Origin of the sequence: Streptomyces sp. SJL17-4 (assembly GCF_036826855.1) — a bacterium.
Lineage (GTDB): Bacteria > Actinomycetota > Actinomycetes > Streptomycetales > Streptomycetaceae > Streptomyces.
This window is the reverse complement of sequence record NZ_CP104578.1, coordinates 6,800,369-6,825,778: the sequence shown is the minus strand read 5'-3', so window position 1 is coordinate 6,825,778 and position 25,410 is coordinate 6,800,369. Positions and strand designations below refer to the sequence as shown.

Below are 25,410 nucleotides of genomic sequence, written 5' to 3'. Positions count from 1 at the left end.
GGTGGCACCCGGGATATTGCGGTGAGCGCCGAAGGGTCCACGTCCTACGGTCGAGCCATGCAGAAGCAATCCTCGCGGCTCGCCCTCGCCGCCGCCGGTGTCACGGTCGTCCTGTGGGCCTCCGCCTTCGTCTCCATCCGCAGCGCGGGAGAGGCCTACTCCCCCGGCGCGCTCGCGCTCGGACGGCTGCTCGCCGGCGCCCTGGTCCTGGGAGCCGTCCTCCTGATCCGACGGGAGGGACTGCCGCCCCGGGCGGCCTGGCCGGGGATCCTGGTCTCGGGCCTGCTCTGGTTCGGGGTGTACATGGTGGTGCTCAACTGGGGCGAGCAGGAGGTCGACGCGGGCACGGCGGCGATGGTGGTGAACATCGGACCGATCCTGATCGCACTGCTCGGCGCCCGGTTCCTGAAGGAGTCCCTGCCGCCGCGGCTGGTCGCGGGCATGGCGGTCTCCTTCGCGGGCGCGGTGGTCGTGGGCCTCTCGATGTCCAGCGCCTCCTCCGGCGCGCACGCCTCGGTGCTCGGCGTGTTCCTCTGTGTCCTCGCGGCGATGGCGTACGCGGGCGGGGTCGTGGCGCAGAAGCCGGCGCTCGCCCACGGCAGCGCGCTCCAGGTGACGACGTTCGGGTGCCTGGTGGGGGCGGTGGCCTGTCTGCCGTTCGCCGGGCAGCTGGTCGACGAGGCGGGCCGGGCCCCACTGTCGGCGACCCTGAACATGGTCTATCTGGGCGTGTTCCCGACCGCGCTCGCGTTCACGACCTGGGCCTACGCCCTGGCCCGGACGACCGCGGGACGGATGGGCGCGACGACATACGCCGTGCCCGCCCTGGTGGTGCTGATGGCGTGGCTGTTCCTCGGCGAACTGCCGGGACTGCTCACGCTCGCCGGGGGCGCGCTGTGCCTGGCCGGTGTGGCCGTATCCCGCTCACGCGCGCGGTCCTCCGTCGGCGCCGGAACGGCTGAATCCACCTGACAGGGCATGGCTCCGGTTCCGGTCACTTCACAGGCCCGCGGCGTCGGCTGTGCGCCCGCGACCTGGAAGGGAGGTGCCCGTCAAGCCCCAGTTTCGGCCGGTGGGGCGAGAGGGCACGTTTCATGGCCCCCCGGCCGGATAGTTTCGAGTCGGTCACAGGCGCGGGCCGGAACATCACGCTCCGGCACCTTCTCGCAAGCCGACGGGGGAGCTCATGGCGATTCAGCAGCGGGCGGAACGTACGAGACAGGAAATCCTGTCGGCGGCCGCGAGGGTTTTCGACGGGCACGGGTACGAGCGGGCCTCGCTCGCCAGAATCGCCGGCGAGGCCCGAGTGACCACCGGCGCGCTCGTCTTCCACTTCGCGACGAAGGCGGAGCTCGCGACGGCGGTCCACGGGCGGGCCCACGCGGTCACCCGGATCACGGTGGAGTCGGCGTGCCTGTCCACGGAGGGCGTCGGCGGCACCGCGATCGACAAGCTGGTCATCGCCACGCACGCGCTGATACGGCTCTTCGAGACCGACCCGACGGCGCGCGCCGGTGAACGCCTCGCGCGGGAACTGCAATTAGCCGACCCGGGGTTCTCCCGGGACTGCCCCTGGCGGCGCGAGGTGGCGCGCCTGGCACGCTACGCGGAGGCCGAGAAGGCCCTGCGTCCCGGCGTGGACGCGCCGGCGGTCGCCGCGCTGATCGGCTATGTGATCACCGGGGTCGAGCTGGAGATGCGCTGCCCGAACGGTCCGTCCGACGAGTGCTGGCCCGCCGACGACCCGAGGTCGCCCGACAGCGGCGCTCTGCATGGTCCGGCCGAGCAACGGCTCGACCGCATCTGGAAGTTGATCCTCCCGGGCCTGGTCCACCCGGCGGGGCGACGGCCCGGCGCCTAGCCGCGCCTACGCCTCCGCGCGGCACCGGCGGGCGCGCCGCCCACGTCCCGGAGCAGCGGCCGGTGGGCGCGCCGCCCCCTCTCACTCCCCCGAACGCAGCAGCTGTCGCGCGAAGTCCGCGAGGGCGCGGCCGACGCGTTCGGTCGACAGGCCGAGTTCGTGCCGCTGGAACTGGTAGAGCTCGGGTGACAGCGGGCTGAGCGCGATGTCGATCAGCGGGTCCGGGTCCTGGATCCCGTGGTCGACGAGCAGCGTGCGAACGTGTACGCGCCAGAAGCCGTACGCCCCCGTCCGGAAGCGCGCGGGACCTGTCTCCGCACCCAGCGCCAGCGGCAGGTGCCGTTCCAGGAGATCGAGCATCGCCAGGTAGAACGCCGCCAGCCGCTCCCCCGCGGGCGCGCCGGGGCCGAGCGGCGGCGGGCCGTAGATGAGCTGGCCCTGGAGTCGGCGCTCGTGCTCGTCGAGCAGCGCGACGGCGACCGACGAGGGGTCGGGGAAGCTCCGGTAGAGCGTGGCGCGGCCCACCCCGGCGGCCTTGGCGATCCGGTCCATGGTGACCGTCCGCGGATCCTGCTGGGCGAAGAGCTGCTCGGCCGCGGCCAGGATCTGGGCACGGTTGCGTTCCGCGTCCGCGCGTCTGCGCGGGGCGACCGGCTGGTCGTCCGCGGCCTGAAGGTCCCCGAGGAGCCCGCCGACCCGGTGGACGGAGGCGGCTCCACGACCCCGCTGCTCGTCGTCGCTCATGGACCAGACCTTACTTCCCTCGGGGCTAAGTGGACACCTTGTCCGTTTGCCGTACCCCATGGCATGCTAAACGGACTCAGTGTCCACTTACCCGCTCGCCATCCCGCCCCAGGGAGATCAAGATGCACACCGCGCTCCTCGCCGCGGCCCTGCTGGTCGGCTGCCTCCTGGCCGTCCAGGCCTCGGTGAACCTCCAGCTCAACTCGGCCGTCGGCACCCCGTACGGCGCCTCGACCATCCAGCTCGGCGTCGCGACCGGTCTGCTGACCGTGCTCGCGGTGGCGGCCGGAGCGCTCGGCGCACTCGGCAAACTGCCCGACGTCGAGCCCTGGCAGCTGCTCGGCGGACTCGCCAGTCCGCTCTACATCACCAGCGGCATCCTGCTCTTCCCACGGCTCGGTGCCCTCGCCGCCGTCGGACTCTTCGTCACCGGCCAGATGTTCGCCTCGCTCGCGCTCGACCTCTTCGGCCTCCTCGGTCTCGAGAAGCAGGACCTGAGCGCCGGGATCGTCATCGGCGCCGTGGCCGTGCTCGCCGGCATCGTCGTGATCATCCGGGGCATGAAGGCGGCGGCTCCTCCCGGCGCCCCCAAGATGTCGAGCGCGGGCCGCGCCGGCTGGCTCGCCCTCGGCATCGTCGCCGGAGCGGTGCTGCCCGTGCAGGGCGCGGTCAACGCCCAGCTGCGCGCCCAGCTCAAGCAGCCCGTCACCGTCGCCGTGATCAGCTTCGCCGTCGCGACCTTCACCATCGCCGTCGTCCTGCTCGTGCTGTACGCGACCCGGCGGACGCCGAAGCCCAAGATCGCCCCTCTGAAGAAGATGCCCTGGTGGGGCTGGCTCGGTGGCGCCTGCGCCGCCGCCTACGTCACCGGCACCTTCCTGCTCATCCCCGAGATCGGGGCGGCGGTGACCATCGCGCTCACCGTGACCGGGCAGCAGCTCACCTCCGCCCTGATCGACCACAAGGGCCTCTTCAAGCTCCCCCAGCGCTCCCTCACGAAGCCGCGCGCCCTGGGTCTCGGCCTGCTGATCGCCGGCTCCCTGACCATCCAGCTCGTCTGACCGAGGCCGGCGCTCCCCGGGACCTCACCGGGGGCCACGGCCCGCACGGTGCCTCATGAAAGGTGTGCCATGAAAGCGTCCTACACCGCCGGGCCGGACCTCCATGTCCTCCCCTCGGCGCTGCCCATCCCGGGCCTCGGTGACCAGCCGGTGAACGCCTTCCTCCTCCGGTCCGGCCAGCCGGTCCTCGTGGACACCGGCATGCCCGTCGACCGGGAGGGCTTCCTGGACTCCCTCTGGTCGCTGATCGAGCCGGCCGATCTGCGCTGGGTCGTCGTCACCCACGACGACCGCGACCACACCGGCGCCCTCGCCCGGATCCTGGCGGCGGCGCCGCACGCGAAGGTCCTCGCCAACGCCATATCGGTGACACGAATATCGGAAGAGTTCGACATTCCGCAGGACCGGGTCGTCACCGCGAACCCGGGAAGCCGCGTGAAAGTCGGCGACCGTGAGCTGAGTTTTCACCGGCCGCCCACGTTCGACTCACCCGGAACTCTCGCCGTGTTCGACCATTCCGATGGAACGCTCTACAGCTCCGACAGTTTCGGCACCGTCGTCGAGGAAATCAGCCGCGAGTTCACCGACCTTTCCGAGGCGGAATTCTTCCACGGCTTCGAGGTCCTGAACCGGGCGATAGCCCCGTGGACCGCACTGGTCGACGAGACCAAGTTCCTCCGACCGGTGCGCGAGCTGGCCGCCCTGCGCCCCGCGAAGCTGCTGAGCGCCCATGGGCCGACCGTCCGCGAGGCCGCCGTACCGCGGCTCTTCGAGGCGATGGCCCGTATCCCCTCCCTGCCCGCCTGGCTGCCCGACGCCGACCTCGACCTCGAGGCGGCACTGGACGCCGTCGAGCCTCCCGCCGCCTGAGATCCCCGCACGAACCGAGGAGAACCATGTTCGACCCGACCACCGCCGACCTGACGCCGCCGCGCGGAGTCGTCACCGTCTTCTCCGACATCTGGTGTTCCTTCGCGCACATCGCGATCCACCGGCTGCACACCACCAGGGCCCGCCTCGGCCTGGAGGAGCAGGTCTCCTTCGATCTGCGCGCCTTCCCCCTCGAACTGCTCAACGACGCCCCGAGCCCGCGCCCCGGCACGGACAGCGAGGTCGCCCGGATGGCCAGCCTGGAGCCGGCCGCCGGCTGGCAGCTGTGGCAGGCCAAGGACTGGCTCTACCCCTCGACGACCCTGCCCGCCCTGGAGGCGGTGCTCGCCGCCAAGGAGCAGGGCCCGCGCGCCTCGGAACAGCTCGACCTCGGGCTGCGCCGGGCCTTCTGGGCCGAATCGCGCTGCATCAGCCACCGCAAGGTGATTCTGGACGTGGCCGCCGAGACCGGCGCCGTCGACGTCGACGCCCTCGCCGAGGCCCTGGACGACGGGCGCGCGCGCCGGACGCTCTCGGACCAGGCGGCGCTCGCCCAGAGCGACCGGGTGGACTGCAGCCCCCATCTGTTCCTGCCCGACGGCTCCGACCACGCCAACCCCGGCATCGAGGTGGACTGGGAGGGCGCCTACGGCATCGGCTGGCCGGTGATCGGCTCGGACGACCCGAAGGTGTTCGAGGACATCCTGCTGAAGGCCGCCACTGAATAGTTGAATACGCCGCCAAAAGGCGGCCGCAGCACCAGAACGACGGCCAGGCATTCCTTCACGAGGAATGCCTGGCCGTCGTTCCCTTTTTTCGTCCGCAGAACATCGCGGTGATTATTAATTGCGTGACCCGGCCGTTATTCGCAAGGCCGGTCGAAGCTCCTACAGTCATTCACGCCGCCGGAATTCCGGACGGAGATTCGCATCGACAGCGGGAGTTCTTCATGTCGTTGACCGACAAGGCAGACGTCAGCACGTTCGTCGACCTCACCCAGCACGAGATCGAAGCCCTGAAGACCCGGTTCAACCTGGCCGACGCGCACACCCACCAGCGGCAGTCCACCTCCCAGGAGCGGATCGTCTCGCGGCTTCCCGAGCTCTGGCACGAGTCCGAGTCGAAGCAGCAGGCGCACTTCGAGCGGCAGTTCCTGGACGCCTTCTTCCGGCTGCACCAGCAGCCGACCGCCCGTGCGATGGGCCGCACGCTCCTTTCGTACTCCGCGAGCGTGTCGACGATGGTCGCCGGCATGTTCCTCAAGCAGCGCGGGATGTCGGTGCAGTTGGTCGAGCCCTGCTTCGACAACCTGGTCGACCTGCTGCGCAACATGCAGGTGCCGATCGCCCCGTTCGCCGAGTCCGCGCTGCACGACAAGGACGCCATCTACGAGCGGCTCGTCGAGGAGATCACCGCGGACGCGATCTACCTCGTCGACCCCAACAACCCCACCGGGTTCACCCTGCTCGCCGAGAAGCTGGAGGGCTTCCGCGAGGTCGTCCGCTACTGCGTGGACCACGACAAGGTCCTGGTGATGGACTTCTGTTTCGCGTCCTTCGCGCTCTGCGACGAGGGCATCGGCCGGGTGGACATCTACCGGCTCCTGGAGGAGTCCGGCGTCACGTACATGGTCATGGAGGACACCGGCAAGACCTGGCCGATCCAGGACGCCAAGTGCGCCATGATCACGGCCAGCCAGGACATCCAGGAGGAGGTCTACAACCTCCACACCAGCGTCCTCCTGAACGTCTCGCCGTTCGTCCTCAACATGGTCACGCAGTACGTCGAGGACTCCATCACCGACGGTTTCGCCTCCGTCCGCGACATCATCCGCACCAACGGCGAGGCCGCCCGCAACGCCCTCAGCGGCACCATCCTGGAGTTCCAGGAGCCGGTCGTCGGCACCAGCGTCGCCTGGTTCCGCATCAAGCCGGAGCACCTGACCGCCACCCAGCTCCAGGCCGTCCTCTTCGACGAGGAGGTGTACGTCCTGCCGGGCACCTTCTTCTACTGGAACACCAAGGAGAAGGGCGAGCGCTTCGTGCGCCTGGCCCTGGCCCGCGAGCCGGAGCTGTTCGCCGGCGCGATGGAGCGGATGCGGAAGGTGCTCGAGCGCTATGCCGTCTGACACCGAGCCGGTGGTGTTCATCGACGCCACGACGTTCATGGGCATGCACAGCAAGGACGACGCGGTCCGCGTGGCCGCCAAGGCCTTCTTCGCCGGCCGGCTGGCCGCGGGGGAGGCGGGCGGGGTCGTCATGAGCTGGGAGCAGGTCGGCCGCTGCGACGACCTCGTGTGGGGCTACGAGCGGGGTCTCCAGGACGAGTACTACCCCTTCATGGACGTCCTCCACACGGACCTGGCCATCGACCGGATCGGCTACACCGAGGACGACGTCCGCCGGGCCTTCACCGAGCCCGCGCTCGACGGTCTGCCCGCCCATGAACGCCTGCTGCTGGCCCAGGTCATCGGCCGCGGCGGCGTGCTCCACACGGCGAGCCCCCGGCTCGTCCGGGCGGCGGCCGGCCTGCCCGTCGTACCGCTGGCGCCGCTCGCCCCGGCCGACGCTCCCGCCCTCGGTGAGGAGCCGTCGTTCCCCGCGTACCTGGAGGACCTCTACCGGCGGTCGCTGGTCCTGAAGGTCGTCTCCGAAACCCTCTGAAGTCGTTCCGAAGGGCACCCCACTCATGCCTGGCACCTACTCCGGGACCGTCGTCCCGCTGATCACCCCCTTCGACGAGCACGGCGTCGTCGACGAGCCGAGCGTCGTCCGTCTCCTGGACCACATCCGCGCCGAGGTCAACGGCTTCATGCCGGCCCTGACCTCCGGCGAGGGCTGGAAGCTCGACGCGCGGCAGTGGCAGGACGTCGTCACGTACACCGTCCGGCACGCGGACGGTCTCCCCGTCCTGGCCGGCATCCAGCTCCCCGACACCGACGCGGTGATCGACCGGGCCCGGACGGCGGCCGCGATCGGCGCCGACGCCGTCGTCGTCACCACGCCGTTCGGCGCCGAGGTGACGCAGGACGGGATCGTCGAGCACTACAAGGCGATCCGCACGGCCCTCGACATCCCGATCTTCCTCTACAACGAGGAGGCGCTCTCGGGCAATCGCATCGAGTTCGACACCCTGATCCGGATCTGCAAGGAGATCCCGGGGATCGTCGGCATCAAGGAGTCCAGCGGCGACGCCGCCTTCACCCGGAACATGGCCGAGGCCGGCACCGGCATCCCGGTCTTCGAGGGCTGGGAGAACCTCCTCGTCGACGCCCGCGGCATCGACGGCTTCATCGGCCCGCTGGCCAACCTCGAACCCTCCCTGTGCAACGCGATGCTGGTCGACCCGACTCCCGACCGGCAGGCGGAGATCAACACCGTCTGCGAGCGGTACGGCGTCTTCAAGGACGACTGGTACCGCTGGGTCAAGAAGGAACTCCACCGGCGCGGCGTGATCGCCTCCCCGACCGTGCACGAGGAGGCGAAGGCGGCATGAGCACCACCCCCGCCGCTCCCACCGCGTCCACGCCGTCAGCGGCCGCCGCGTCCGCACCGGCCACGGCGGCCCCGTCCGCCGTCCCGGTGGCCGCGCACTCGATCACGGCCCCGGCCGCGACCTCCCAGCGCGAGCTGCACAGCCTCTACCGGCGGGTCCCCAACCTCGGCGACTACGGGTCGATGACCGCGATCGAGGAGCGCTGGATCCTGCCCAAGGCACGGGCGTACGAGGCCTCCGCGCCCCGGTTCGGCTCGGCCGGCGAGCTCCTCCAGGCGCTCAAGGAGTTCCTCGCCGAGGAGGAGGCCTCGCTCCCGGAGAGCGCCACCTTCCTCGCCGAGCACGCGACGCTCGATCAGTTCAAGGTCGTGGTGCGGCAGTTCGCTCTCGACGGTCTCACCGAGTCGGAGTCGCTGCTCCCGGTGGTGCCCCGGCTGCCGTACCGCTCGGCGATGGCGGTCTTCCGCGTCCTCATCGACGAACTCGGCTGCGGCAACGAGGAGAAGGCGCACTCCCAGCTCTACCGCGACCTGCTCACCGAGCTCGGCATGAGCCTCCGGCTCGACGACTACCTCGACGAGACGACCCCCGAGTGCTTCGCCTACGTCAACATGTTCCACTGGCTGGCGAGCCGGGCCCCCTCGCCCCAGTACTTCCTGGGCGCGTACGCCTACTTCGAGACCAGTGTGCTGTATGCCTTCCAGAGCTTCGCCCGGGCGGCGCGGCGGCTCGGGATCACCCACGACGCCTACTACACCGAGCACCTGTACATCGACTCGTACCACAGCAGTCATATGCGGACGGCGATCCGCTCGCTCGACGAGCCGGACCTGGCGAAGATCTGGGCGGGCGTGCGCCTGGCCTCCGACATCGTCGGGACGGCCACGGAGGCGGCCGTCGCGCGAGCCCGGGAGACCGTCGCATGACGGCCGTGCCCGCGGGGCGCCGGCGGGGCTCCGACGAGCCCACCGTCCGCCAGGTGACCGAGGACCTGGTCCTCGTCGAGGTCGGCGGCCGCAAGGTCCTCGCGGCCGCCGTCTGCCCCCACCGCGGGGGCCGGCTCAAGTACGGCAGGGTCGACGGGGACAGGCTGCGCATCACCTGCCCCCTGCACCACACCACCTTCGACCTGACCAGCGGGGAGCGCCTGGCGGGAGCGGCGTGCGCGGCCCTTCGGGTGGTGGACGTGCTGCCGGGGGACCTCAGCATCCCCGAGCAGCGCGACCCCGCGCACGACAGCCACCCGGCCGCCCCCACCGAAGCGACCGCCTCCGGGGCCGCCCCGTCCGGGAGCGCCTCATGACCACCACACCGTCCGGGGGCGCCTCATGACCACCACACCGACCGGGGCGGCGTCCACCGTGACGCCGCCCCGTGCGGCGGTCGACCACGACGGCATCGCGCCGGTGCCCGAGGCGGAACGCACCTCGTCCCCCGCCGACTTCGGCTGGATCTGGCCCTCCGCGCAGTTCTCCTTCGGCACGGTCGTGCTCGGCGCGCTGCCCGTCGTCTTCGGCCTCGGCTGGTGGGCCTCGGCGAGCGCGATCGCCGTCGGCGTGGCCGTCGGCACGGTGCTGCTCGCTCCGCTGGCCCGCTTCGGCGTCCGGACCGGCACCAACGATCCCGTGGCGAGCGGCGCGCACTTCGGCGTACGGGGCAGGGTCGTCGGCAACGTCCTCACGGTGGTGACCGCGCTCGGCTTCTTCGCCATCGCCGTGTGGACGGGCGGCACCGCCGTCATGGTCGCCGGCCACCGGCTGTTCTCCACCCCCACGGGCCCCGGCGCGCTGACCGCGGCGATGTTCGTGACGGCGGCGGCGGTCGCGCTGGTCGCCGTACGCGGCCACGAGACCCTGGTCCGTACGTACAAGGTCACCGCGGTCACCGGCGGCGTGGTCCTCCTCGGCACCGTGCTCGTCCTGGCCCCGGACTTCGACGCGGGCTACGCCGGCGGGACGCTCGCGCTCGACAGCACCCTGCACACCTGGCTGCTCGCGGCGACCGCCTCCGCCACCGTGCCCCTGTCGTACGCCACCTTCCAGGGCGACTACACCCGCTTCATGCCCGCCGCCACGCCCACCGGCCGGGTCGTGCGGGCCAGCGGGATCTCCATGTTCCTCAGCAGTCTCGCCGCGCTGCTCACCGGCGCGTACGTGACGACGCTCTTCCCCGTCCCGGACGAGCCGTGGCTCCAGGGTCTTACGGACGCGGTGCCCGGCTGGTTCGCGGTCGCGGTCGTGGTCTTCGGCTTCGCGGGCACCCTGCCGCAGGCCGGGCTCTGTCTGTACGCGGCCGGGCTCTCCGCCAACTCCGTGTTCTGGCGCTCCTCACGGGCCGCCGTCACCACGGTGGTCGCGGTGCTCGCGGCGGCCGTGCTGTACCTGGGGGCGGTGGTGTACGACGCCATGGACGCGATGTCGGCGTTCGTGACGCTGCTGCTCACCGTCGTCGCCCCGTGGGCGGCGGTGCTCTTCGTCGGGTACGTGCTCCACCGGGGCCGGTACGACGCGGAGGCGCTGCGCACCTTCGCCACGGGCGGGGGCGGCCGGTACTGGTACACCGGCGGGGTCAACCCGCGGGCCGCCACGGCCTTCGTGCTCGGCGCGGTCGTCGGGGTCCTCTGGGTCAACAACCCGTTGTACACCGGGCCGTTGACCGGTCTCACGGGCGGCGTCGACCTGAGCCTGCCGGCCTCCTTCGCGGTCGCCGCCGTGCTGTACGGGGTGCTGTGCCGGGTGTGGCCGGAGCCGCTGCTGCCGCCGACACGAGTTTCGAGGTGACGATGTCCACCACTGTCCCGCTCACCACCCGGCTCACGGTCCGGTCCGCCGTCCCCGAGGCCGAGGGTGTCCTGGGCCTCGTCCTCACCGACCCCACGGGCGCCGACCTGGCCCCGTGGGAGCCCGGCGCCCATCTGGAGGTGACGCTGCCGTCCGGTGCGGTCCGGCACTACTCGCTCTGCGGGGACCCCGCGGACCGGAGCGCGTACCGGCTCGGAGTGCTGCGGGAGCCCGACGGCCGCGGCGGATCGGAGGAGATCCACACCTCCGTCGGCGCGGGCACGGTCCTCGGGGTGCGGGGCCCGTTCAACCGCTTTCCGCTGGTGCCCGCCGAGCGGTATCTGTTCATCGCGGGAGGCATCGGCATCACCCCCCTCCTTCCGATGGTCCGTTCGCTTCCGCCGGGGTCGTGGTCCCTGCTGTACGGGGGCCGGAGCCTGGCGGCGATGGCGTACCGCGAGGAGCTCGCCGTGCTCCCCGGCGTCACGCTCGTCCCGCAGGACACGGCGGGGCTGCCCGACCTGGACGCCACCCTCGCCGGGCTTCCGGCCGGGACGGCGGTGTACTGCTGCGGCCCGGAGGGGCTGCTGCGGGCGGTGGAGGAACGGTGGCCGGGGCCGCTGCACACGGAGCGTTTCGGCGCGGCGCCGGTGCGGGACTCCGGGGGCGGCGACGGTTTCGAGGTGGAGCTGCGGCGGACCGGGCGGACCGTGCACGTCCCGCCCGGTCGGACCCTGCTCGACGCCGTACGCGAGGTGGTTCCCGGTGTCGCGTACTCCTGCGAGGAGGGCTTCTGCGGCACCTGTGAGACGAAGGTGATCGCCGGGACGCCCGAGCACCACGACTCCGTCCTCGGCGAGGACGAGAAGGCCTCGGGGGCGACGATGATGATCTGCGTGGGCCGCTCGCGCGGCGCCCGTCTCGTGCTGGATCTGTGACGCGACGCGGGGAAGCCCGTACCGGCACGGCGGCCGGTACGGGCTTCCCCGTGTGCGCTGTCAGGGGAAGACCACCAGGGCCCGGCCGCCCTTGCCCGCGAGCATGTTCTCGAAGGCGCCCGGGATGCCGTCCAGGGTGATCCGCTCGGTGACGAGTGCGCTCAGGTCGAGCCGGCCGGCGCGGATGTGCTCGGCGAGGACCGGCAGGTCGACGGCCGGGTTCGAGTTGCCGTAGACGCAGCCCGCGAGCGTGCGGCCCCAGTGGAAGAGCTCCAGGGCGTTGAAGGTGACCTGCTGGTCCTTGCCGCCGATCCCGACGACCGTGGTGCGGCCGCCGCGCCGGGTGGAGTCCCAGGCGGTGCGGATGGTGACGGCGCGGCCGACGCACTCGACGGCCACGTCGACGCCCTGGCCCCCCGTCAGCTTCCGGATCTCCTTCGCCGTGGTCTCGGAGGCGACGACGTACTCGGTCGCCCCGGCCGCCCGGGCGAGTGCCTCCTTCTCCGGGGAGACGTCCACGGCGACGATCGTCGAGGCGCCCGCGATCCGGGCGGCCTGGAGCGTGGCGAGCCCCACCCCGCCGACGCCGAACACCGCGACCGTCTCGCCCTCGCGGACCCGGGCGGAGTGGTGGACCGCCCCCCAGCCGGTGAGGACGGCGCAGCCGAGGAGGGCGGCGTCGGTGAGCGGTATGCCGTCGGGCACCGGGAGGACGCAGCCCGCGGCGACGACGGTCTCCTCGGCGAAGGCGGCGACGTTGAGGCCGGGGTGGAGGTCCGTGCCGTCCTGGGTGCGGGCGTGGATGTTCGCGGCGCCGGTGAGGGCGTCGGCGCAGAGCCAGACCTCGCCGAGCGAACAGGGGTGGCAGCTTCCGCAGGAGGGCGCCCAGTTGAGGACGACGTCGTCGCCGGGGGCGACATGGGTGACGCCCTCACCGACGGAGACGACGGTCCCGGCGCCCTCGTGACCGAGGACGGCGGGCACGGGCACCCGCATGGTTCCGTTGGAGAGCGACAGGTCGGAGTGACAGACGCCGGCGGCCGCGAGCCGGACCCGGACCTGGCCGGGGCCGGGCTCGGGGAGTTCGATGCCGGTGATCTCCAGCGGGGAGCCGACGGCGGGCAGGACGGCGGCGCGGATCAGGCTCACGTGCGGTGCTCCTCGGGAGTCGGGTGGGCGGGTCGGACCACCGGCCGGTGGTCCGACCCGGAACGTCGAGGCCGGTGGCGTGCGGCGGAGTGCCGCGGCCGGTGGGCCGCTCAGAACTGGAGGGACTTGGTCTGGAGGTACTCGGTGAGGCCGTGCGCGCCGAGCTCCCGGCCCACGCCGGACTGCTTGTACCCGCCGAAGGGGGCCAGCGGGTTGAACCGGCCGCCGTTGATGTCGACCTGGCCGGCCTCCATGCGGCGGGCGAAGGCGACGGCCTCCTCGGGGTCGCCCCAGACCGCTCCGGCGAGGCCGTACACGGTGCCGTTGGCGATGGCGAGGGCGTCCTCCTCGTCCTCGTACCGGAGGAGCGAGACGACCGGTCCGAAGATCTCCTCCTGCGCGATGGTCATCTCGGGGGTGACATCGGCGAAGACGGTCGGGGAGACGTAGTAGCCGGTCTCGAGCGGGGCCTCGGGGCCGCCGGCGACGAGCCGGGCGCCCTCCTCGACGCCCTTCTCGATGTAGCCGCGGACGCGCTGCTGCTGCTTGGCGTTGACGAGGGGGCCGAGGCGCTCGCCGGGGACGTACTTGGCGACGGCCTCGGCGGCCAGCGCCACCGCCTCCTCGTACCGGTCCGCGGGGATCAGCATCCGGGTCCAGGCGCTGCACTTCTGACCGGAGTTGGACATCACGTTGGCCACGCCGACGGAGACGGCCTGTGCGAGGTCGGCGCTCGGCAGGATGACGTTGGCGGACTTGCCGCCGAGTTCGAGGGCGACCCGCTTGACCGCGCCGCCCGCGAGGGCGCCGATGCGGCGGCCGACGGCGGTGGAGCCGGTGAACGAGACGAGGTCCACGTCGGGGTGCTCGGCGAGCGCCTGTCCCGCGACCGGGCCGAGGCCGGTGACCAGGTTGAACACGCCGGCCGGCAGGCCCGCCTCGTGGACGGCCTCGGCGAAGAGCTGGGCGGTCAGCGGGGTGTCCTCGGCGGGCTTGAGGACGGTCGTGCAGCCGGCGGCGAGAGCCGGAGCGATCTTGGCGACGACCTGGTGGAGCGGGAAGTTCCAGGGGGTGATCGCGGCGACGACGCCGACGGGCTCGGCGTAGACGGTGGAGTTGCCGACCTTCTCCTCGAAGGGGTGGGTGGCGGCGAGGTCCGCGTACGTCCCCGCCACGGCGATCGGCAGTCCGGCGTGCACGGCGGCGGCCAGCTGGGGCGGAGCGCCGAGCTCGGCGGTGACGGTGGCGGCGATCTCCTCCGCGCGGGCGGCGAGCACGTCGCGCAGGGCGGCGATCCGGGCGCCGCGCTCGGCGGGCGGGGTCGCGGCCCAGCCGGGCAGCGCGGCGCGGGCGGCGCGTACCGCCGCGTCGACGTCCTCGGCGGTGCCGGCCGGGACGTGGGCGATGACCTGCTCGTCCGCCGGGTTGAGGACGGCGATCGTGTCGGGACCGGCGGCGGGACGCCACTCCCCGCCGATGTACATCGCGTCGTGCGCCTTCATCCGCTGTCTCCTCACACTACCGACCGGTTCGGCACCCAAACTAGCGCTGTTAGTTTTTGGGCGCCAGGGCCTCCGGACGTGCCCCCGGTCTCACTGGGGCACCACTCGGCGCGCCCGGGACCGCGTACCGCGTACCCCACCGATCGTGCCGCCCGGCCCCGGCCCTGTCCACGGCCACCCCGGACAGCCGTACCCGCCGGGAACTGGCGGAAGCCTCCTTGCCGTCCGGCCATTCCCGAGGAGGACATCGGAGCGGCGCGCGCCGAGGTGGGGCGCGCGCCGGGTGGTGTGGGCCCGCCGGAGCGGGGTGGACGAGGGACTGGTGGGTGACCGACGGTTGCGGCGGGTCGGACGACGGACGCGGCTGGGGTCCGTCGTTCAGATCTCCTGGGCGATGTCGGTGAGGTGGGCGAAGACGACGATGTTCGCCTCGTAGCCCTTGCTGCGGTCGAAGGCTCCGCCACAGGTGAGCAGCCGCAGTTCGGGCCGCCCGGTGGAGCCGTACACCTCCTTGTCGGGGAACTCGGCCTTGGTGTACGTACGGACGCGGTCGACCGTGAAGACGGCGACCCTGCCGTCGGCGCGGGCGACCCGGACGGTGTTGCCGGGGCTGAGCGAGTCGAGGTTGAGGAAGACGGCGGGCCCGGTGCGGGTGTCGCGGTGGCCGACGACGACGGCGGTCCCGCGCTCCCCGGGGGTGACCCCCTTGGCGTACCAGCCGACGATCCGGGGGTTGTCGACGGGCGGCGTGGCGAGCCGCCCCTCGCCGTCGAGGGCGAGCTCGGCCACCGGGGCCTCGATGGTGATGGCCGGCACGGCGACGGTGGTGGGACGCGAGCGGGCCAGCGGCGAGGGTGGCGGCGACGGCCGGGGCGGGGGCGTGACCTTCGGCCGCGCCCGGGGCTTCGCCTTGTGGTCCAGGGCGGCGGGCGCTCCGGCCGCCGCCGCGACCGTCCCGGCCCGGTGGGGAGCCACCGGGCCGGCGGCGGGCGCGGGGTGGGCCGGCTCCTCGTCTCCGGCCCACGAGGCGACGCCGGTCACCAGGACCACGGTGACCGTCACGGTCCTGGCGAGCCGGAACAGGCGCCGCCGCCTGCGCGTGACGCGGGACGACCTACGCGGCGCCATCGCCCCGGCGACGGGAGCGGCGGATCAGGACGAGGCCCGCCGTACCGGCGAGGCCGGCGGCGACGGCCGCGCCGATGCCAAAGGCGGAGGAGTCCTCGGAGGCGATCTGCGCGCTGCCGCCACCACCGGCGCCGACCGGGCCGTGCGGGGGCTTGCCGTGACCGCCGGGGCCTCCGCCCGGACCGCCGTTTCCGTTGGGCCGATCGCAGGTGACCCGGAAGACCTTCTGCTTCGCCGCGCCCTGCTGGTTCTGCCAGGTCCATTCGACCTTGTACATGCCGGAGCGCAGGTTGATGTCGCCCGTGTGCCCGTCACCGTTCGAGTTGACGGTGATGCTGCCCTCCCTGATCGGATCGTCCTGGTTACCGGGCTCGCCCGGCTGCGGGAAGATCTTGTACTGGACGCTCTGCAGGCCGTCGAAGTTGAAGGCGGCGAAGTAGAACGGGCACCCGACGTGGGGCTCGTTGACCTGGCTGCTGGTGCTGGTGTTCTCCCGGTGAACCTTGACGTCACCGTTGTCGCCGGGCGCGGCGAGGGCCGCCGGAGCGCCGGCGAGGGTCACACCGCCGAGCGCCAGGGTGGCGAGCGCCGCGCGGAGCAGAGTGCGGGTGGGGGGAGTCGTCATGGGGGAAGTCCTCCAGTCGTGAGCACATCGGACGCTTACTGCGATAATCCGACTATCTGTCACGACACGGCTACAGAAGGTGGCGACATGCGCGCGCCACCCTCCGAAGTCGCCCGTCCGGCTCAGATGATGCCGAAGAGGATCCCCGACGCGAGGACGACCAGCGAGGTCAGCGCGGCCCACTTCACGGTGAACCTGGTGTGGTCGCCGAACTCCACCTTGGCCATGCCGACGAGGACGTACACGGCGGGGACCAGCGGGCTCGACATGTGCAGCGCCTGGCCCACCAGGGAGGCCCGTGCGATCTCCAGGGGCGACACGCCGTGGGCGGCGCCCGCCTCGGCGAGAACCGGCACGACGCCGAAGTAGAAGCCGTCGTTCGACATGAAGTAGGTGAGCGGGATGCTGAGCACACCCGTGACCAGGCCCATGTGCGGGCCCATGCCCTCGGGGATGGCTCCGACGAGCCAGTCGGCCATGTGCTTGACCATGCCCGTGCCGGTGAGGACACCGGTGAAGACGGCGGCGGCGAAGACCATGCCGGAGACGTTGAGGACGTTGTCGGCGTGGGCCGCGATGCGCGCCTTCTGCTCGGCCATCTTCGGGTAGTTGACGGTGAGGGCGAGCGCGGCGCCGAGCAGGAACAGCACCGGGATCGGCATCAGTTCGAGGATCATCGCGGCGAGCAGCGCGACCGTCAGCCCGGCGTTGAACCAGTACAGCTTGGGGCGCAGGGTCGCACGGTTCGGGTCGAGCCCCTGGAACCCTTCATCCTCACCCTCGCCCTCGCTCTCGCTCTCGCCGTTGCCCTCACCGGAGCCCGGCGCGTCACCGGCACCACCGGTCGGCCTCTTCGCGAGGTCGACCGTGCCGCCACCGCCGGCACCCGCCGTGGCGAGCACCGTGTCGGTCTCGGACACCAGGACCTCGTCGAGCGTGAGGTAGCCGATGCGCTTCCGCTCGCGGCGCCCGAGGACGTAGGCGAGGACGAACACGAAGAGCAGCCCCATGCCCAGCGCGGGAATCATCGGCACGAAGACGTCCCCGGCGTCCAGCTTCAGCGCGGTCGCGGCGCGGGCCGTGGGCCCGCCCCAGGGCAGGGTGTTCATGACGCCGTTCGCGGTGGCCGCGACACCCGTCATGACCACCAGGCTCATGCCGAGCCGCTTGTAGAGCGGATACATCGCCGAGACGGTGATCATGAACGTGGTCGAGCCGTCGCCGTCCAGCGACACGATCGCGGCGAGCACGGCCGTACCCACGACGATCCGTACGGGGTCGGCCTTGCAGAAGCGCAGGATGCCCCGGACGATCGGGTCGAAGAGACCGACGTCGATCATCACGCCGAAGTAGACGATGGCGAACATCAGCATCGCCGCCGTCGGTGCCAGCTTGCCGACGCCTTCGATGACGTAGTCGCCGAGCTGGCCCCCCTGCCCGACCACCACGCAGAACAGCGCGGGGATCAGCACGAGTGCCGCGATCGGCGACATCTTTTTCATCATGATCAGAACCAGGAAGGTCGCGATCATGGCGAAGCCGAGGACGGTCAGCATGGAGGACACCTCACGTTCACCCTTGAACTCCCGCCGAGCGGCGGTCCGGATGACGGTAGGTGCCCTCTTCTGCCGTTAACAAGACGTTGACGCGTGAGCAATACGAGCAAAACCCCAGGTCAAGACGGGGTCACGGTCCCGCCTCCACGGCCGGGGACACCGGAGGGGTCGCGGCCGGGGACACCGGAGGGGTCACGGCCGGGGACACCGGAGGGGTCACGGCCGGGGACACCGGAGGGGTCACGGCCGGGGACACGGAGGGGTCACGGCCGGGGCCACAGCAGGGGGCATCGCCTGGGTCACGGCAGGGGCGAGACCTGGACCGGGAAACCGTTCAGTACCGCCGTGCCCGACAAGGGGTCGATCCGGGAGCCGTCGAGGAGCTGGTTGACGTTGACTCCGGGGCGCGCGGACGCCACGGCCAACCGGGTACCCGGCCGGTCGTGACCCCAGCCGTGCGGCAGGCTCACGACCCCCGGACGCACCCCGTCGGTCACCTCGACCGGCACCTCCAGCTCGCCGCCCTCGCCCTTGATCCGCGCGAGTCCGCCGTCGGCGAGCCGCAGCCGGGCCGCGTCGTCGGGGTGCACCTGGAGGGTGCACCGGTTCGTGCCGCCGCCGAGCGCGGGGGTGTTGTGCAGCCAGCTGTTGTTCGAGCGCAGATGGCGGCGCCCGACGAGCTGGACGGTGCCGGAGTCGGGTACGGCGTCGAGCGCGGCGCGCAGCCTGGGCAGGTCGGCGGCGATCGGCGCGGCGAACAGTTCGATCCGTCCGCTGCGCGTCCTGAGGACCTGCGGGACGCGCGGCTTGAGCGGGCCGAGGTCGATGCCGTGCGGGTGGGCCCGCAGCTCGTCGAGGGTGAGCCCGTACGGGCCGAGGCGCAGCATCATGTCGAGCCTGCGCTCGGGCCCGGTGTCCCCGGTGAGCCCCGCCGCGAACTCCTCGGGGTCCGCCCCGTACGCCGGTGAGTGCTCCTGGGTCACCGCCTTGGCGAGGGTGGTGTCGATCGCGAGCTGGTCGACGGCGGACGGCGGAGCCCCGTGCATCCCGGAGACGGCGAGGATCAGCCGGGCGTGGATCTCGCACTCGTCCATCCGGTCCGCTTCGAGGGGGACGGCGGCCGGGGTGTAGCGGGCCTGGTCGCGGACGGCGAGGGCGTTGAAGGCGAAGTCGAAGTGGGCGCTCCGCGAGGGCGGGGGCGGGGGCAGCAGGACGTCGGCGTGGCGGGTGGTCTCGTTGAGGTACGGGTCGATGGCGACCATGAGGTCGAGGGAGCCGAGTGCCGCGTCCAGGCGGTCTCCGTCGGGCGCGGACAGGACGGGGTTGGAGGCGACAGTGATCAGTGCCCGGATGCGGCCCTCCCCCGGGGTCTCGATCTCCTCGGCGAGCGCGACCATCGGCAACTCCCCCTTGACCTCGGGGTGGTGCGAGACCCGGCTGTGCCGGCGGCCGAGGGCGAAGCCCTTGCCGGGTCCCGCGGGGCGGGGGGCGGGCGCGGTGGCGGAGAGGGGGAAGAGGGCGCCGCCGGGCCGGTCGAGGTTGCCGGTGAGGATGTTGAGGACGTCGACGAGCCAGTTGGCGAGGGTGCCGTACGCCACGGTGGAGCTGCCCATCCGCCCGTAGACGGCGGCGGTGGGTGCGGCGGCGAGCTCCCGGGCGAGGGTGCGGATGGTGTCCGCGTCCACGTCGCAGGCGTCGGCGACCGCCTCGGGGCTGAACTCCCGCACCGCCGCCCGTACCTCCTCGACCCCCTCCACATGGGCGGCGAGCGGGCCGAGGTCGGTGAGCCCCTCCTCGAAGAGGGTGTGGACGAGCGCGGCGAGGAGGAACGCGTCGGCGCCGGGGCGGATCGCGACGTGCCGGTCGGCGAGACGTGCGGTGCGGGTGCGCCGGGGGTCGACGACGGTGAGGGTGCCGCCACGCCGGCGCAGTGCCTTGAGCCTGCCGGGGAAGTCGGGGGCGGTGCACAGGCTTCCGTTGGAGTCCAGCGGGTTGGCTCCGAGGATCAGCAGGTGATCGGTGCGGTCCAGGTCCGGAACGGGGATCGCGAAGGGGTCTCCGAACAGCAGGCCGCTGGAGACGTGCTTGGGCATCTGGTCGATCGTCGATGCCGTGAAGAGGTTCCGCGTGCGCAACGCGCCGATCAGCAGGGGCGGGTAGAGGGCGCCGGCGATGGTGTGCACATTGGGGTTGCCCAGGACGATACCCACGGCATCCGGCCCGTACTCCTCGATCAGCGGACGGATTCTCGACGCGATCGTGTCGAACGCCTCCTCCCAGGTCGCCTCCTGGAGCCGTCCGTCCTTCCTGACCAGCGGGGTGCGGAGCCGGTCGGGGTCGGCGTCGATCTCGGGGAGCGCGGCACCCTTGGGGCAGATGAACCCCTGGCTGAAGACGTCCTCGCGGTTGCCTCGCGCCCCGGTGACCCGGGACCCGTCGATCGTCAGAGTCAGTCCGCAGGTCGCTTCGCAGAGGGGGCAGGTGCGCAGGGCGGTGGACATGGCGTCTCCCTGGGGCGGCGTCGGGAGCGCCGAGCATACCGACCGGTAGGGACGCATGGGAGGGGTCTGCGGGAGTTACGCGAGCAAGGGCGCCAGATAGGCGTGAAGCAGATGGCGGGTCTCGTCGATGAGGGCCGGATCGCCGGCGGGGTCCGTACGGAAGGCGAGCCGGACGAGGGCGTCGGCGGTCTCGACGCCGACCAGGACCTTTCGCCGCAGGTCGTCGTCGGCGGGTCGGTCCAGATGGGTGGCGAGGAGATCGCAGAGCCGCTCGGCGACCAGGCGGTTGGGGTCGTCGAGGGCACTCCCGACGACATCCTCGCCGTCGGCGTCGGCGTCGCGGTCACCGTCATCGTCGCCGCCGGCCCCGCTCTCGCCCGGGGCGGGCGCGGGCAGGCCGAAGTCGACGAGGGCGAACCCGGGGACGGTCCGCTTCATCGCGATGAACTCGTCCAGGACGCCGTCGATGGCCCCGTGGGCGTCGAGCCGCGGCGCCTCGGCGAGCCGGGCGGAGACCCGCCGGGCGTACTCGTCGAGGTTCCGGTGCGCGAGGGCGGCGACCATCGCCCGCTTGTTGCCGAAGAAGCGGTAGACGGAACCGATGGGGACTCCGGCGCGAGCGGCGACGGCGCGGGTGCTCAGTTGCTCGTAGCCGGTCTCGTCGAGGAGTCCGGCACAGGCGTCGAGGATCCGGGCGAGCCGCTCGGCGCTGCGCTGCTGCACCGGGGCCCGGCGGAGTACCGGCGGGGTCTGGGGGCTGGTCTGGGGCACGGGGACCATGATGCCGCTCCGGTCGGGCTCAGGCGATCAGCAGGCCGATACCGCCGAGGGTGTACGCGATCATCAGCGCGAACAGGGGGAGTTGGCCGGCGACCGCGCGGTCGGCCGGGAAGAGGCGGACGGACCGGTCGTGCGCGGCGACGACACCGAGGACGTGGCCGGTGACGATCGCGGTGACCTGAAGCGTCGCGAGGCCGCCGGGGCCCAGGAACGGGGCGGGCGCGAGGGCGTTGTCAGTGCCCCCTGCCATCATGACTGTGCGTGGCCCTTCGGTGACGAAGAGCGAGAAGTAGTGGGCCATGAGATAGCCGAGGGCGATGGGCAGGAGCGAGTGGGCGAAGGAGGTGAGCGGGGTGGTGAGAGCGCGGTTCAGCAGACGGAGGGCGCCCGCGCAGAGTCCGTAGCAGGCGGCGACGAGGGCGACGGCGGCGAGCAGGCCGAGCGTGGCGGTGGGGACGGGGCCGAGGGGTGAGGTCTGGAGGGTGGTGATCCAGCGGGGGTTGTCGGAGAGGCCGTCGTAGGCGGTGGAGCCGAGGAGGACGCAGACGGTGGCCACGAGACCGGGGGTCTGCGGAGTGGCGTCGAGACCGTGGAAGGGGGAGCGGAGGACGAGTCGGCCGTCGGCTCGGCGGCCGAGGGGAGAGAGCCGGGCGAGAAGGGAGGAGTACACCTCGAAGGGGTCGGCGTGGGCGAACCATCGGTCGCCGTGGCGGGCGGCGCCGATGAGCTGGACGGCTGCGTGGAGTGTCAGGGCGATCAGGAGCGTGGCGGAGGAGGTGTTGTCGGGGGCGACGAGTTCGAGCCAGGTGAAGAGGAGGAGCCCGAGGGCGGCCGGGCGGATGCCGAGGGTGGCGGGCAGCGGACGGGGGTTCCGCGGCGGGTGCAGGGAGTGCAGGGCGCGCAGGGGGTTGAAGAGGCGCCAGACGGGGCCGAGGAGGAGGGAGGCGGGGACGAGTCCGACCCAGAGCAGGACGTAGACGGCGCCGGCCGCGGGGTTGCGGTCGGGGTCGTCCGGCCCGAGAAGGAGGTGGAGCAGGAGGACGAGGGCGGCGACGGCGCCGAGGAGCCGGAGCGCGGTGCGGGTGGCGGGGGCGTCGGCGACCCGTTGGAGGGCGGCGGGGAGCGGGCGTCCCGACAGGTCGCCGCGGAAGCGGGAGGAGGACCAGAGCAGCCCGAGGGCGAGGAAGGAGATGAGGAGCGCGGCGAAGGCGCCCGCGTAGGCGTAGAAGGGCGAGAGGGGGAGGTCGTGCCGGGAGCCCACGCCGTGGGCGAGTGGGGCGGCCTGGGTGAGAGTGCCGGTCATCGGACGACGAGTTGGGTCAGCAGGAGCCCGGATTCGTGGGTCTCGACCTCGAAGAGACCGGTGCGGTCGGCGGTGAGGGTGAGGGTGGCGGGGGTGCCGGGAGAGAGGGGGAGTTCGCGGTCGTAGCCGTGCACATGGAGGGTGTCGGCGCGGTCGCTGGTGACCCGGAGGGTGAGGCGCTCGCCCTTCTTCAACTCGACGCGGGAGGGAGGTGGTTGGACGGTCGTTCCGGAGACGGTGATGTCGACGGTGCGTTCGGTGGCGGTCGGCCGGGGTTTCGGTGCCGGGCTCGGGGGCGCGGTGCCGTCCAGGCGGACGGTGGCCTGGACGGGGGCTCCGGCGACGGCCCAGGCGGTGTGGTCGTCGGCGTGGAGGCGGACGGTGAGGGTGCGGGTGCCGGCGGGCACGTATCCCCACGGGCCGTAGAGACGGGTGGTCTCCCGGCCGTCGATCAGGAGTCGGGCGTGGCCGCGGCCCGGGAGGGCCGCGCCGCCGGTGCTGTCGGGGGTGAAGCGGAACCTCTCCACGGTGAGGTGGACGTTCCAGCCGCCCTCGGTGTCGGGGCGGGTCTCGACGCGGACGGCGGGCGCGTCCGCCGCGGGGAGTTCGCGGAGCCGGTGCCCGCTCTCGTCCCGCGCGGTGAGCAGGGTGCCGGTGCCTCCGGTGGCCTCCTGGTGGCTGGTGCCGGGCTTGTGGTGGGTGGTGGCCCGGCCGCCGCAGCCGGTGAGGAGCAGTGCGGCGGCCAGGACTGCGGTCAGGGCCGCGACGAGGGGCCGGCGGGTGACGCCGATGGGTGGCCGCCTCACGCCGTGGCCTCGCCGTGCGGCCGGGTATCGACCGGGGCGGCGCCGGGGCCGGGGGCCGCACCCGTCCCAGGGGCCGCGCCCACTCCGGGGGCCTCGGCCGCCCTGGGGGCCTCGGCCGTCCCAGGGGCCTCGGCCGTCCCAGGGGCCTCGGCCGCCCCAGGGGCCTCGGCCGCCCCAGGGGCCGCGCCGGGGTCCGCCTCGGGGGCGGGGGCGGGGGTCGGGGGCGCGCCCGTCGGGGACGGGGCGCGGGCTCCTGCGGCTACGACCGCCCACAGGACCCAGATCACGCCCAGCAGGAGGCGGAGCCAGGCGGGGCTCAGGGGGATGCCGGGGACCATCAGGATCGCCTTGTCGAAGGCGTCGAGGAGGGTGAGGGCGCCGAGGACCACGGTGGTCCGGGCGAGGACGGGGCGGGAGGTGCGCAGGGCGAGGCCGAGGAGGGTCCACCAGACGCCGGTGAAGAGCAGGGCGAGGGCGGGGACGACGGTCGGGGTGAGCGCGAGGGTGGAGCCGGCGACGTCGAGGGCGAGGCCCGCGAGGCCGATGAGGGTGGCGGCGCCCGCGAGGCGGTTGCCGCGCAGGCGGCGCCACCAGAGGGCGAAGCCGGTCAGGGCGAGGACGAGGGAGGTGCCGAGGGCGAGTTGGGTCTCGACGCGCTGGAGGCCGCGGGCGCCGTACCAGTCGCAGCCTGCCGGGAGGCGGCGCGCCTGGACGTTGTAGTCGGCGCAGACGAGGAGTTGGGCGAGTTTGACGGGTTCGCCGATGAGCCGGTCGGTGTCGCCGGAGACGTCGCCGCGGCGTGTCCCGCAGCCGGGCAGGGCGCCCGGGCTGGCGGCGCCGGTGTCGGACTGCCAGCAGTTGCCGCTGCCCTGGCCGTCCCACCACACGTCGGTGCGGTTGGGGCGGGCGGTGCCTGACTTGTCGACGCCGAGGTGGTTGCCCGCGTAACGGTTGTGGTGGGAGGTGTCGGTCTGCTTGCCCCAGGCGGATTCGCCGCGGATGAAGGCGGGGACGGCGTTGAGGTAGAAGGCGGCGCGCTGGTGGCCGTAGACCCAGTTGCCCTCGTAGAGGTTCCAGTTGCCGCCTGCGGTGATGATGCCGGTGCCGGGGGGCATGGAGATCTGGGGGCAGACGACGCCCTGTTCGTAGCCGCGCTCGACGGGCGGCTTGGCGCAGGTGCCGTCGGCGACGTACGGATAGTAGTTCTGGTTGTTGTCGTGGATCAGGTTGCGTTCGAAGCGGGCGTGGTTCTGGGGCAGTCCGGGGTGGCCGGGGAAGGCGGAGTCCATGGAGGCGCCGCCCATGTTGTGGTCGAACTCGTTGTCGTGGACCCAGACGGAGTCTCCGGCGGTGCCGGAGTAGCCGACCATGTTGTGGTGGCTGCGGCAGCCGGTGATCTCGATGGAGTAGCGGGGGACGTCGTAGCCGCGGCCGTCGTTGATGTCGGAGGCCGAGCCGGGGTAGATGCCGGAGTCGCCGTTGCCGTAGGACTCGCAGTTCTTGTAGAGGCCGTGGTCGGAGGCGAAGGTGAGGAAGCCGTACTCGTCGTTCCAGCGGGTGAGGACGTCGTCGATGACGAAGCCGTCGGCGGCGAGCACGTACAGCGAGTTGAACGTGGTGCGCTGGGCGGTGAAGTTGCGGAAGTAGACGCCGTCGGTGCCGTCGGCCCTCAGCGCGTTGAGTTTCCGGTACTTGGCGTCGATGACGACGTCGAGGCGGGAGGCTCCGGTGCCCTCGATCTGGAGGTTCTTCTTGCCGAGGATGGCGACGAGGTTCTGGTTGTGCGGGCACTGCCGTTGCTGCTCGTAGCTGAGGACCTGGTAGCCGAGCGAGGACTGGGGCGCCTTGAGCGTGGCGCAGGCGCCGGTGGGCGGCGGCAGCGAGGGCTCTTCCTCGTACAGGCCGGGGAGGATCGCGATGGTGAGGCCGGGCCGGTCGACGGCGTCGACGGCCTGCTGGAGGTGGCGGTAGCCATCGCGGACGCAGCGCTCGTAGAGGGTGAGGTTCCGGGCCTTGAGGGAGGCCGGGAAGCCGGAGATCCGGCGTTCGAACGCGGCCCGGTCCGTCTTGCAGACGAGGAGGTCGGGTTCTCCGGTGCGGAGCTTCGGCACGGTGCCGGAGCCGTCGGGGAAGGTGACGGGCCGCTCCTCGTGGGCCTGGGCCCCGGGGGCGGTGAGCAGGGCCGTGGCGAGGGCCACGAACACGACCGAGAGCGCGAGGACGAACCTTCGGGTCCAGGACATGCGCGTGAGAGTAGAGCACTGTTCATCTTTTTTGACCCCCTCGCGCAGCACCCGATTTCCGGGCGCTC

Annotated in this window: 23 protein-coding genes; 12 read left to right on the top strand and 11 right to left on the bottom strand. The window is 72.3% G+C overall.

What is annotated here, in order from left to right; all coding sequences use genetic code 11:
* Positions 1-57: 57 nt before the first annotated feature.
* Together N5875_RS30720 and N5875_RS30715 are read left to right on the top strand one after the other, a co-directional pair.
* The gene (locus N5875_RS30720) at positions 58-972 is read left to right on the top strand and encodes a DMT family transporter (protein ID WP_338497432.1); all 915 of its coding nucleotides are present in this window, start codon (positions 58-60) and stop codon (positions 970-972) included.
* A 214-nt stretch (positions 973-1,186) separates the two neighbouring features.
* A complete protein-coding gene (locus N5875_RS30715; protein WP_318206960.1) occupies positions 1,187-1,861 on the top strand; it encodes a TetR family transcriptional regulator in 675 nt (224 codons plus the stop codon).
* Positions 1,862-1,942: 81 nt separating this feature from the next.
* Here the strand turns inward: N5875_RS30715 and N5875_RS30710 are convergent, their stop codons facing one another.
* Positions 1,943-2,605: a helix-turn-helix domain-containing protein gene (locus N5875_RS30710; RefSeq protein WP_318206961.1), complete on the bottom strand. Its 663-nt coding sequence runs from the start codon at positions 2,603-2,605 to the stop codon at positions 1,943-1,945.
* A 122-nt stretch (positions 2,606-2,727) separates the two neighbouring features.
* On the opposite strand from N5875_RS30710, the gene N5875_RS30705 reads away from it, so the two are divergent.
* From N5875_RS30705 to N5875_RS30660, 10 genes are all read left to right on the top strand, one after another.
* Positions 2,728-3,666 (top strand): DMT family transporter, encoded by a 939-nt coding sequence (locus tag N5875_RS30705; protein WP_318206962.1) that lies wholly within the window; start codon positions 2,728-2,730, stop codon positions 3,664-3,666.
* Between the two features lie 69 nt (positions 3,667-3,735).
* Positions 3,736-4,536 carry an MBL fold metallo-hydrolase gene (locus N5875_RS30700; RefSeq protein ID WP_318206963.1) on the top strand — a complete coding sequence of 267 codons (801 nt, stop codon included), beginning with the start codon at positions 3,736-3,738 and terminating at the stop codon, positions 4,534-4,536.
* Between the two features lie 26 nt (positions 4,537-4,562).
* Positions 4,563-5,264 (top strand): DsbA family protein, encoded by a 702-nt coding sequence (locus N5875_RS30695; RefSeq protein WP_318206964.1) that lies wholly within the window; start codon positions 4,563-4,565, stop codon positions 5,262-5,264.
* A 221-nt stretch (positions 5,265-5,485) separates the two neighbouring features.
* A complete protein-coding gene (locus N5875_RS30690) occupies positions 5,486-6,664 on the top strand; it encodes an aminotransferase class I/II-fold pyridoxal phosphate-dependent enzyme (RefSeq protein WP_055601596.1) in 1,179 nt (392 codons plus the stop codon).
* The gene (locus tag N5875_RS30685; RefSeq protein WP_318206965.1) at positions 6,654-7,199 is read left to right on the top strand and encodes a DUF6190 family protein; all 546 of its coding nucleotides are present in this window, start codon (positions 6,654-6,656) and stop codon (positions 7,197-7,199) included. Before N5875_RS30690 ends, N5875_RS30685 begins: the two co-directional genes overlap by 11 nt.
* A 25-nt stretch (positions 7,200-7,224) precedes the next feature.
* Positions 7,225-8,031 carry a dihydrodipicolinate synthase family protein gene (locus N5875_RS30680; protein WP_318206966.1) on the top strand — a complete coding sequence of 269 codons (807 nt, stop codon included), beginning with the start codon at positions 7,225-7,227 and terminating at the stop codon, positions 8,029-8,031.
* The gene (locus tag N5875_RS30675) at positions 8,028-8,957 is read left to right on the top strand and encodes an iron-containing redox enzyme family protein (protein ID WP_338497428.1); all 930 of its coding nucleotides are present in this window, start codon (positions 8,028-8,030) and stop codon (positions 8,955-8,957) included. The genes N5875_RS30680 and N5875_RS30675 overlap by 4 nt, the downstream gene beginning before the upstream one ends.
* Positions 8,954-9,334 (top strand): Rieske (2Fe-2S) protein, encoded by a 381-nt coding sequence (locus N5875_RS30670; RefSeq protein WP_338497427.1) that lies wholly within the window; start codon positions 8,954-8,956, stop codon positions 9,332-9,334. The genes N5875_RS30675 and N5875_RS30670 overlap by 4 nt, the downstream gene beginning before the upstream one ends.
* Positions 9,335-9,359: 25 nt before the next feature.
* On the top strand, positions 9,360-10,811 hold the full coding sequence (locus N5875_RS30665) for a cytosine permease (protein ID WP_338497426.1): 1,452 nt from the start codon (positions 9,360-9,362) through the stop codon (positions 10,809-10,811).
* A 2-nt stretch (positions 10,812-10,813) separates the two neighbouring features.
* Positions 10,814-11,749, top strand: a complete 936-nt coding sequence (locus N5875_RS30660; RefSeq protein WP_338497424.1) for a PDR/VanB family oxidoreductase — start codon at positions 10,814-10,816, stop codon at positions 11,747-11,749.
* 60 nt (positions 11,750-11,809) lie between these two features.
* On the opposite strand, the gene N5875_RS30655 is transcribed toward N5875_RS30660, so the two are convergent.
* The 10 genes from N5875_RS30655 to N5875_RS30610 all read right to left on the bottom strand — a co-directional run bounded on the left by N5875_RS30655 (position 11,810) and on the right by N5875_RS30610 (position 25,342).
* Positions 11,810-12,892 carry a Zn-dependent alcohol dehydrogenase gene (locus tag N5875_RS30655; protein WP_318207370.1) on the bottom strand — a complete coding sequence of 361 codons (1,083 nt, stop codon included), beginning with the start codon at positions 12,890-12,892 and terminating at the stop codon, positions 11,810-11,812.
* Positions 12,893-13,008: 116 nt separating this feature from the next.
* Complete coding sequence (locus N5875_RS30650; RefSeq protein WP_318206971.1) at positions 13,009-14,400, bottom strand: aldehyde dehydrogenase family protein; 1,392 nt, start codon at positions 14,398-14,400, stop codon at positions 13,009-13,011.
* 378 nt (positions 14,401-14,778) lie between these two features.
* Positions 14,779-15,528, bottom strand: coding sequence for a class F sortase (locus tag N5875_RS30645; RefSeq protein WP_338497421.1), 750 nt, complete (start codon positions 15,526-15,528; stop codon positions 14,779-14,781).
* Positions 15,515-16,153 (bottom strand): hypothetical protein, encoded by a 639-nt coding sequence (locus N5875_RS30640; protein ID WP_338497419.1) that lies wholly within the window; start codon positions 16,151-16,153, stop codon positions 15,515-15,517. The genes N5875_RS30645 and N5875_RS30640 overlap by 14 nt, the downstream gene beginning before the upstream one ends.
* Positions 16,154-16,275: 122 nt before the next feature.
* On the bottom strand, positions 16,276-17,709 hold the full coding sequence (locus tag N5875_RS30635; protein WP_318206974.1) for a citrate:proton symporter: 1,434 nt from the start codon (positions 17,707-17,709) through the stop codon (positions 16,276-16,278).
* Positions 17,710-18,008: 299 nt separating this feature from the next.
* Complete coding sequence (locus tag N5875_RS30630; protein WP_338497418.1) at positions 18,009-20,210, bottom strand: molybdopterin oxidoreductase family protein; 2,202 nt, start codon at positions 20,208-20,210, stop codon at positions 18,009-18,011.
* A gap of 75 nt (positions 20,211-20,285) precedes the next feature.
* A complete protein-coding gene (locus N5875_RS30625; protein WP_318206976.1) occupies positions 20,286-20,990 on the bottom strand; it encodes a TetR/AcrR family transcriptional regulator in 705 nt (234 codons plus the stop codon).
* A gap of 19 nt (positions 20,991-21,009) precedes the next feature.
* Positions 21,010-22,293: a hypothetical protein gene (locus N5875_RS30620; RefSeq protein ID WP_338497415.1), complete on the bottom strand. Its 1,284-nt coding sequence runs from the start codon at positions 22,291-22,293 to the stop codon at positions 21,010-21,012.
* Positions 22,290-23,099 (bottom strand): hypothetical protein, encoded by an 810-nt coding sequence (locus tag N5875_RS30615; protein WP_338497413.1) that lies wholly within the window; start codon positions 23,097-23,099, stop codon positions 22,290-22,292. The genes N5875_RS30620 and N5875_RS30615 overlap by 4 nt, the downstream gene beginning before the upstream one ends.
* Positions 23,096-25,342: a right-handed parallel beta-helix repeat-containing protein gene (locus tag N5875_RS30610; protein WP_338497411.1), complete on the bottom strand. Its 2,247-nt coding sequence runs from the start codon at positions 25,340-25,342 to the stop codon at positions 23,096-23,098. The genes N5875_RS30615 and N5875_RS30610 overlap by 4 nt, the downstream gene beginning before the upstream one ends.
* Positions 25,343-25,410: the final 68 nt, after the last annotated feature.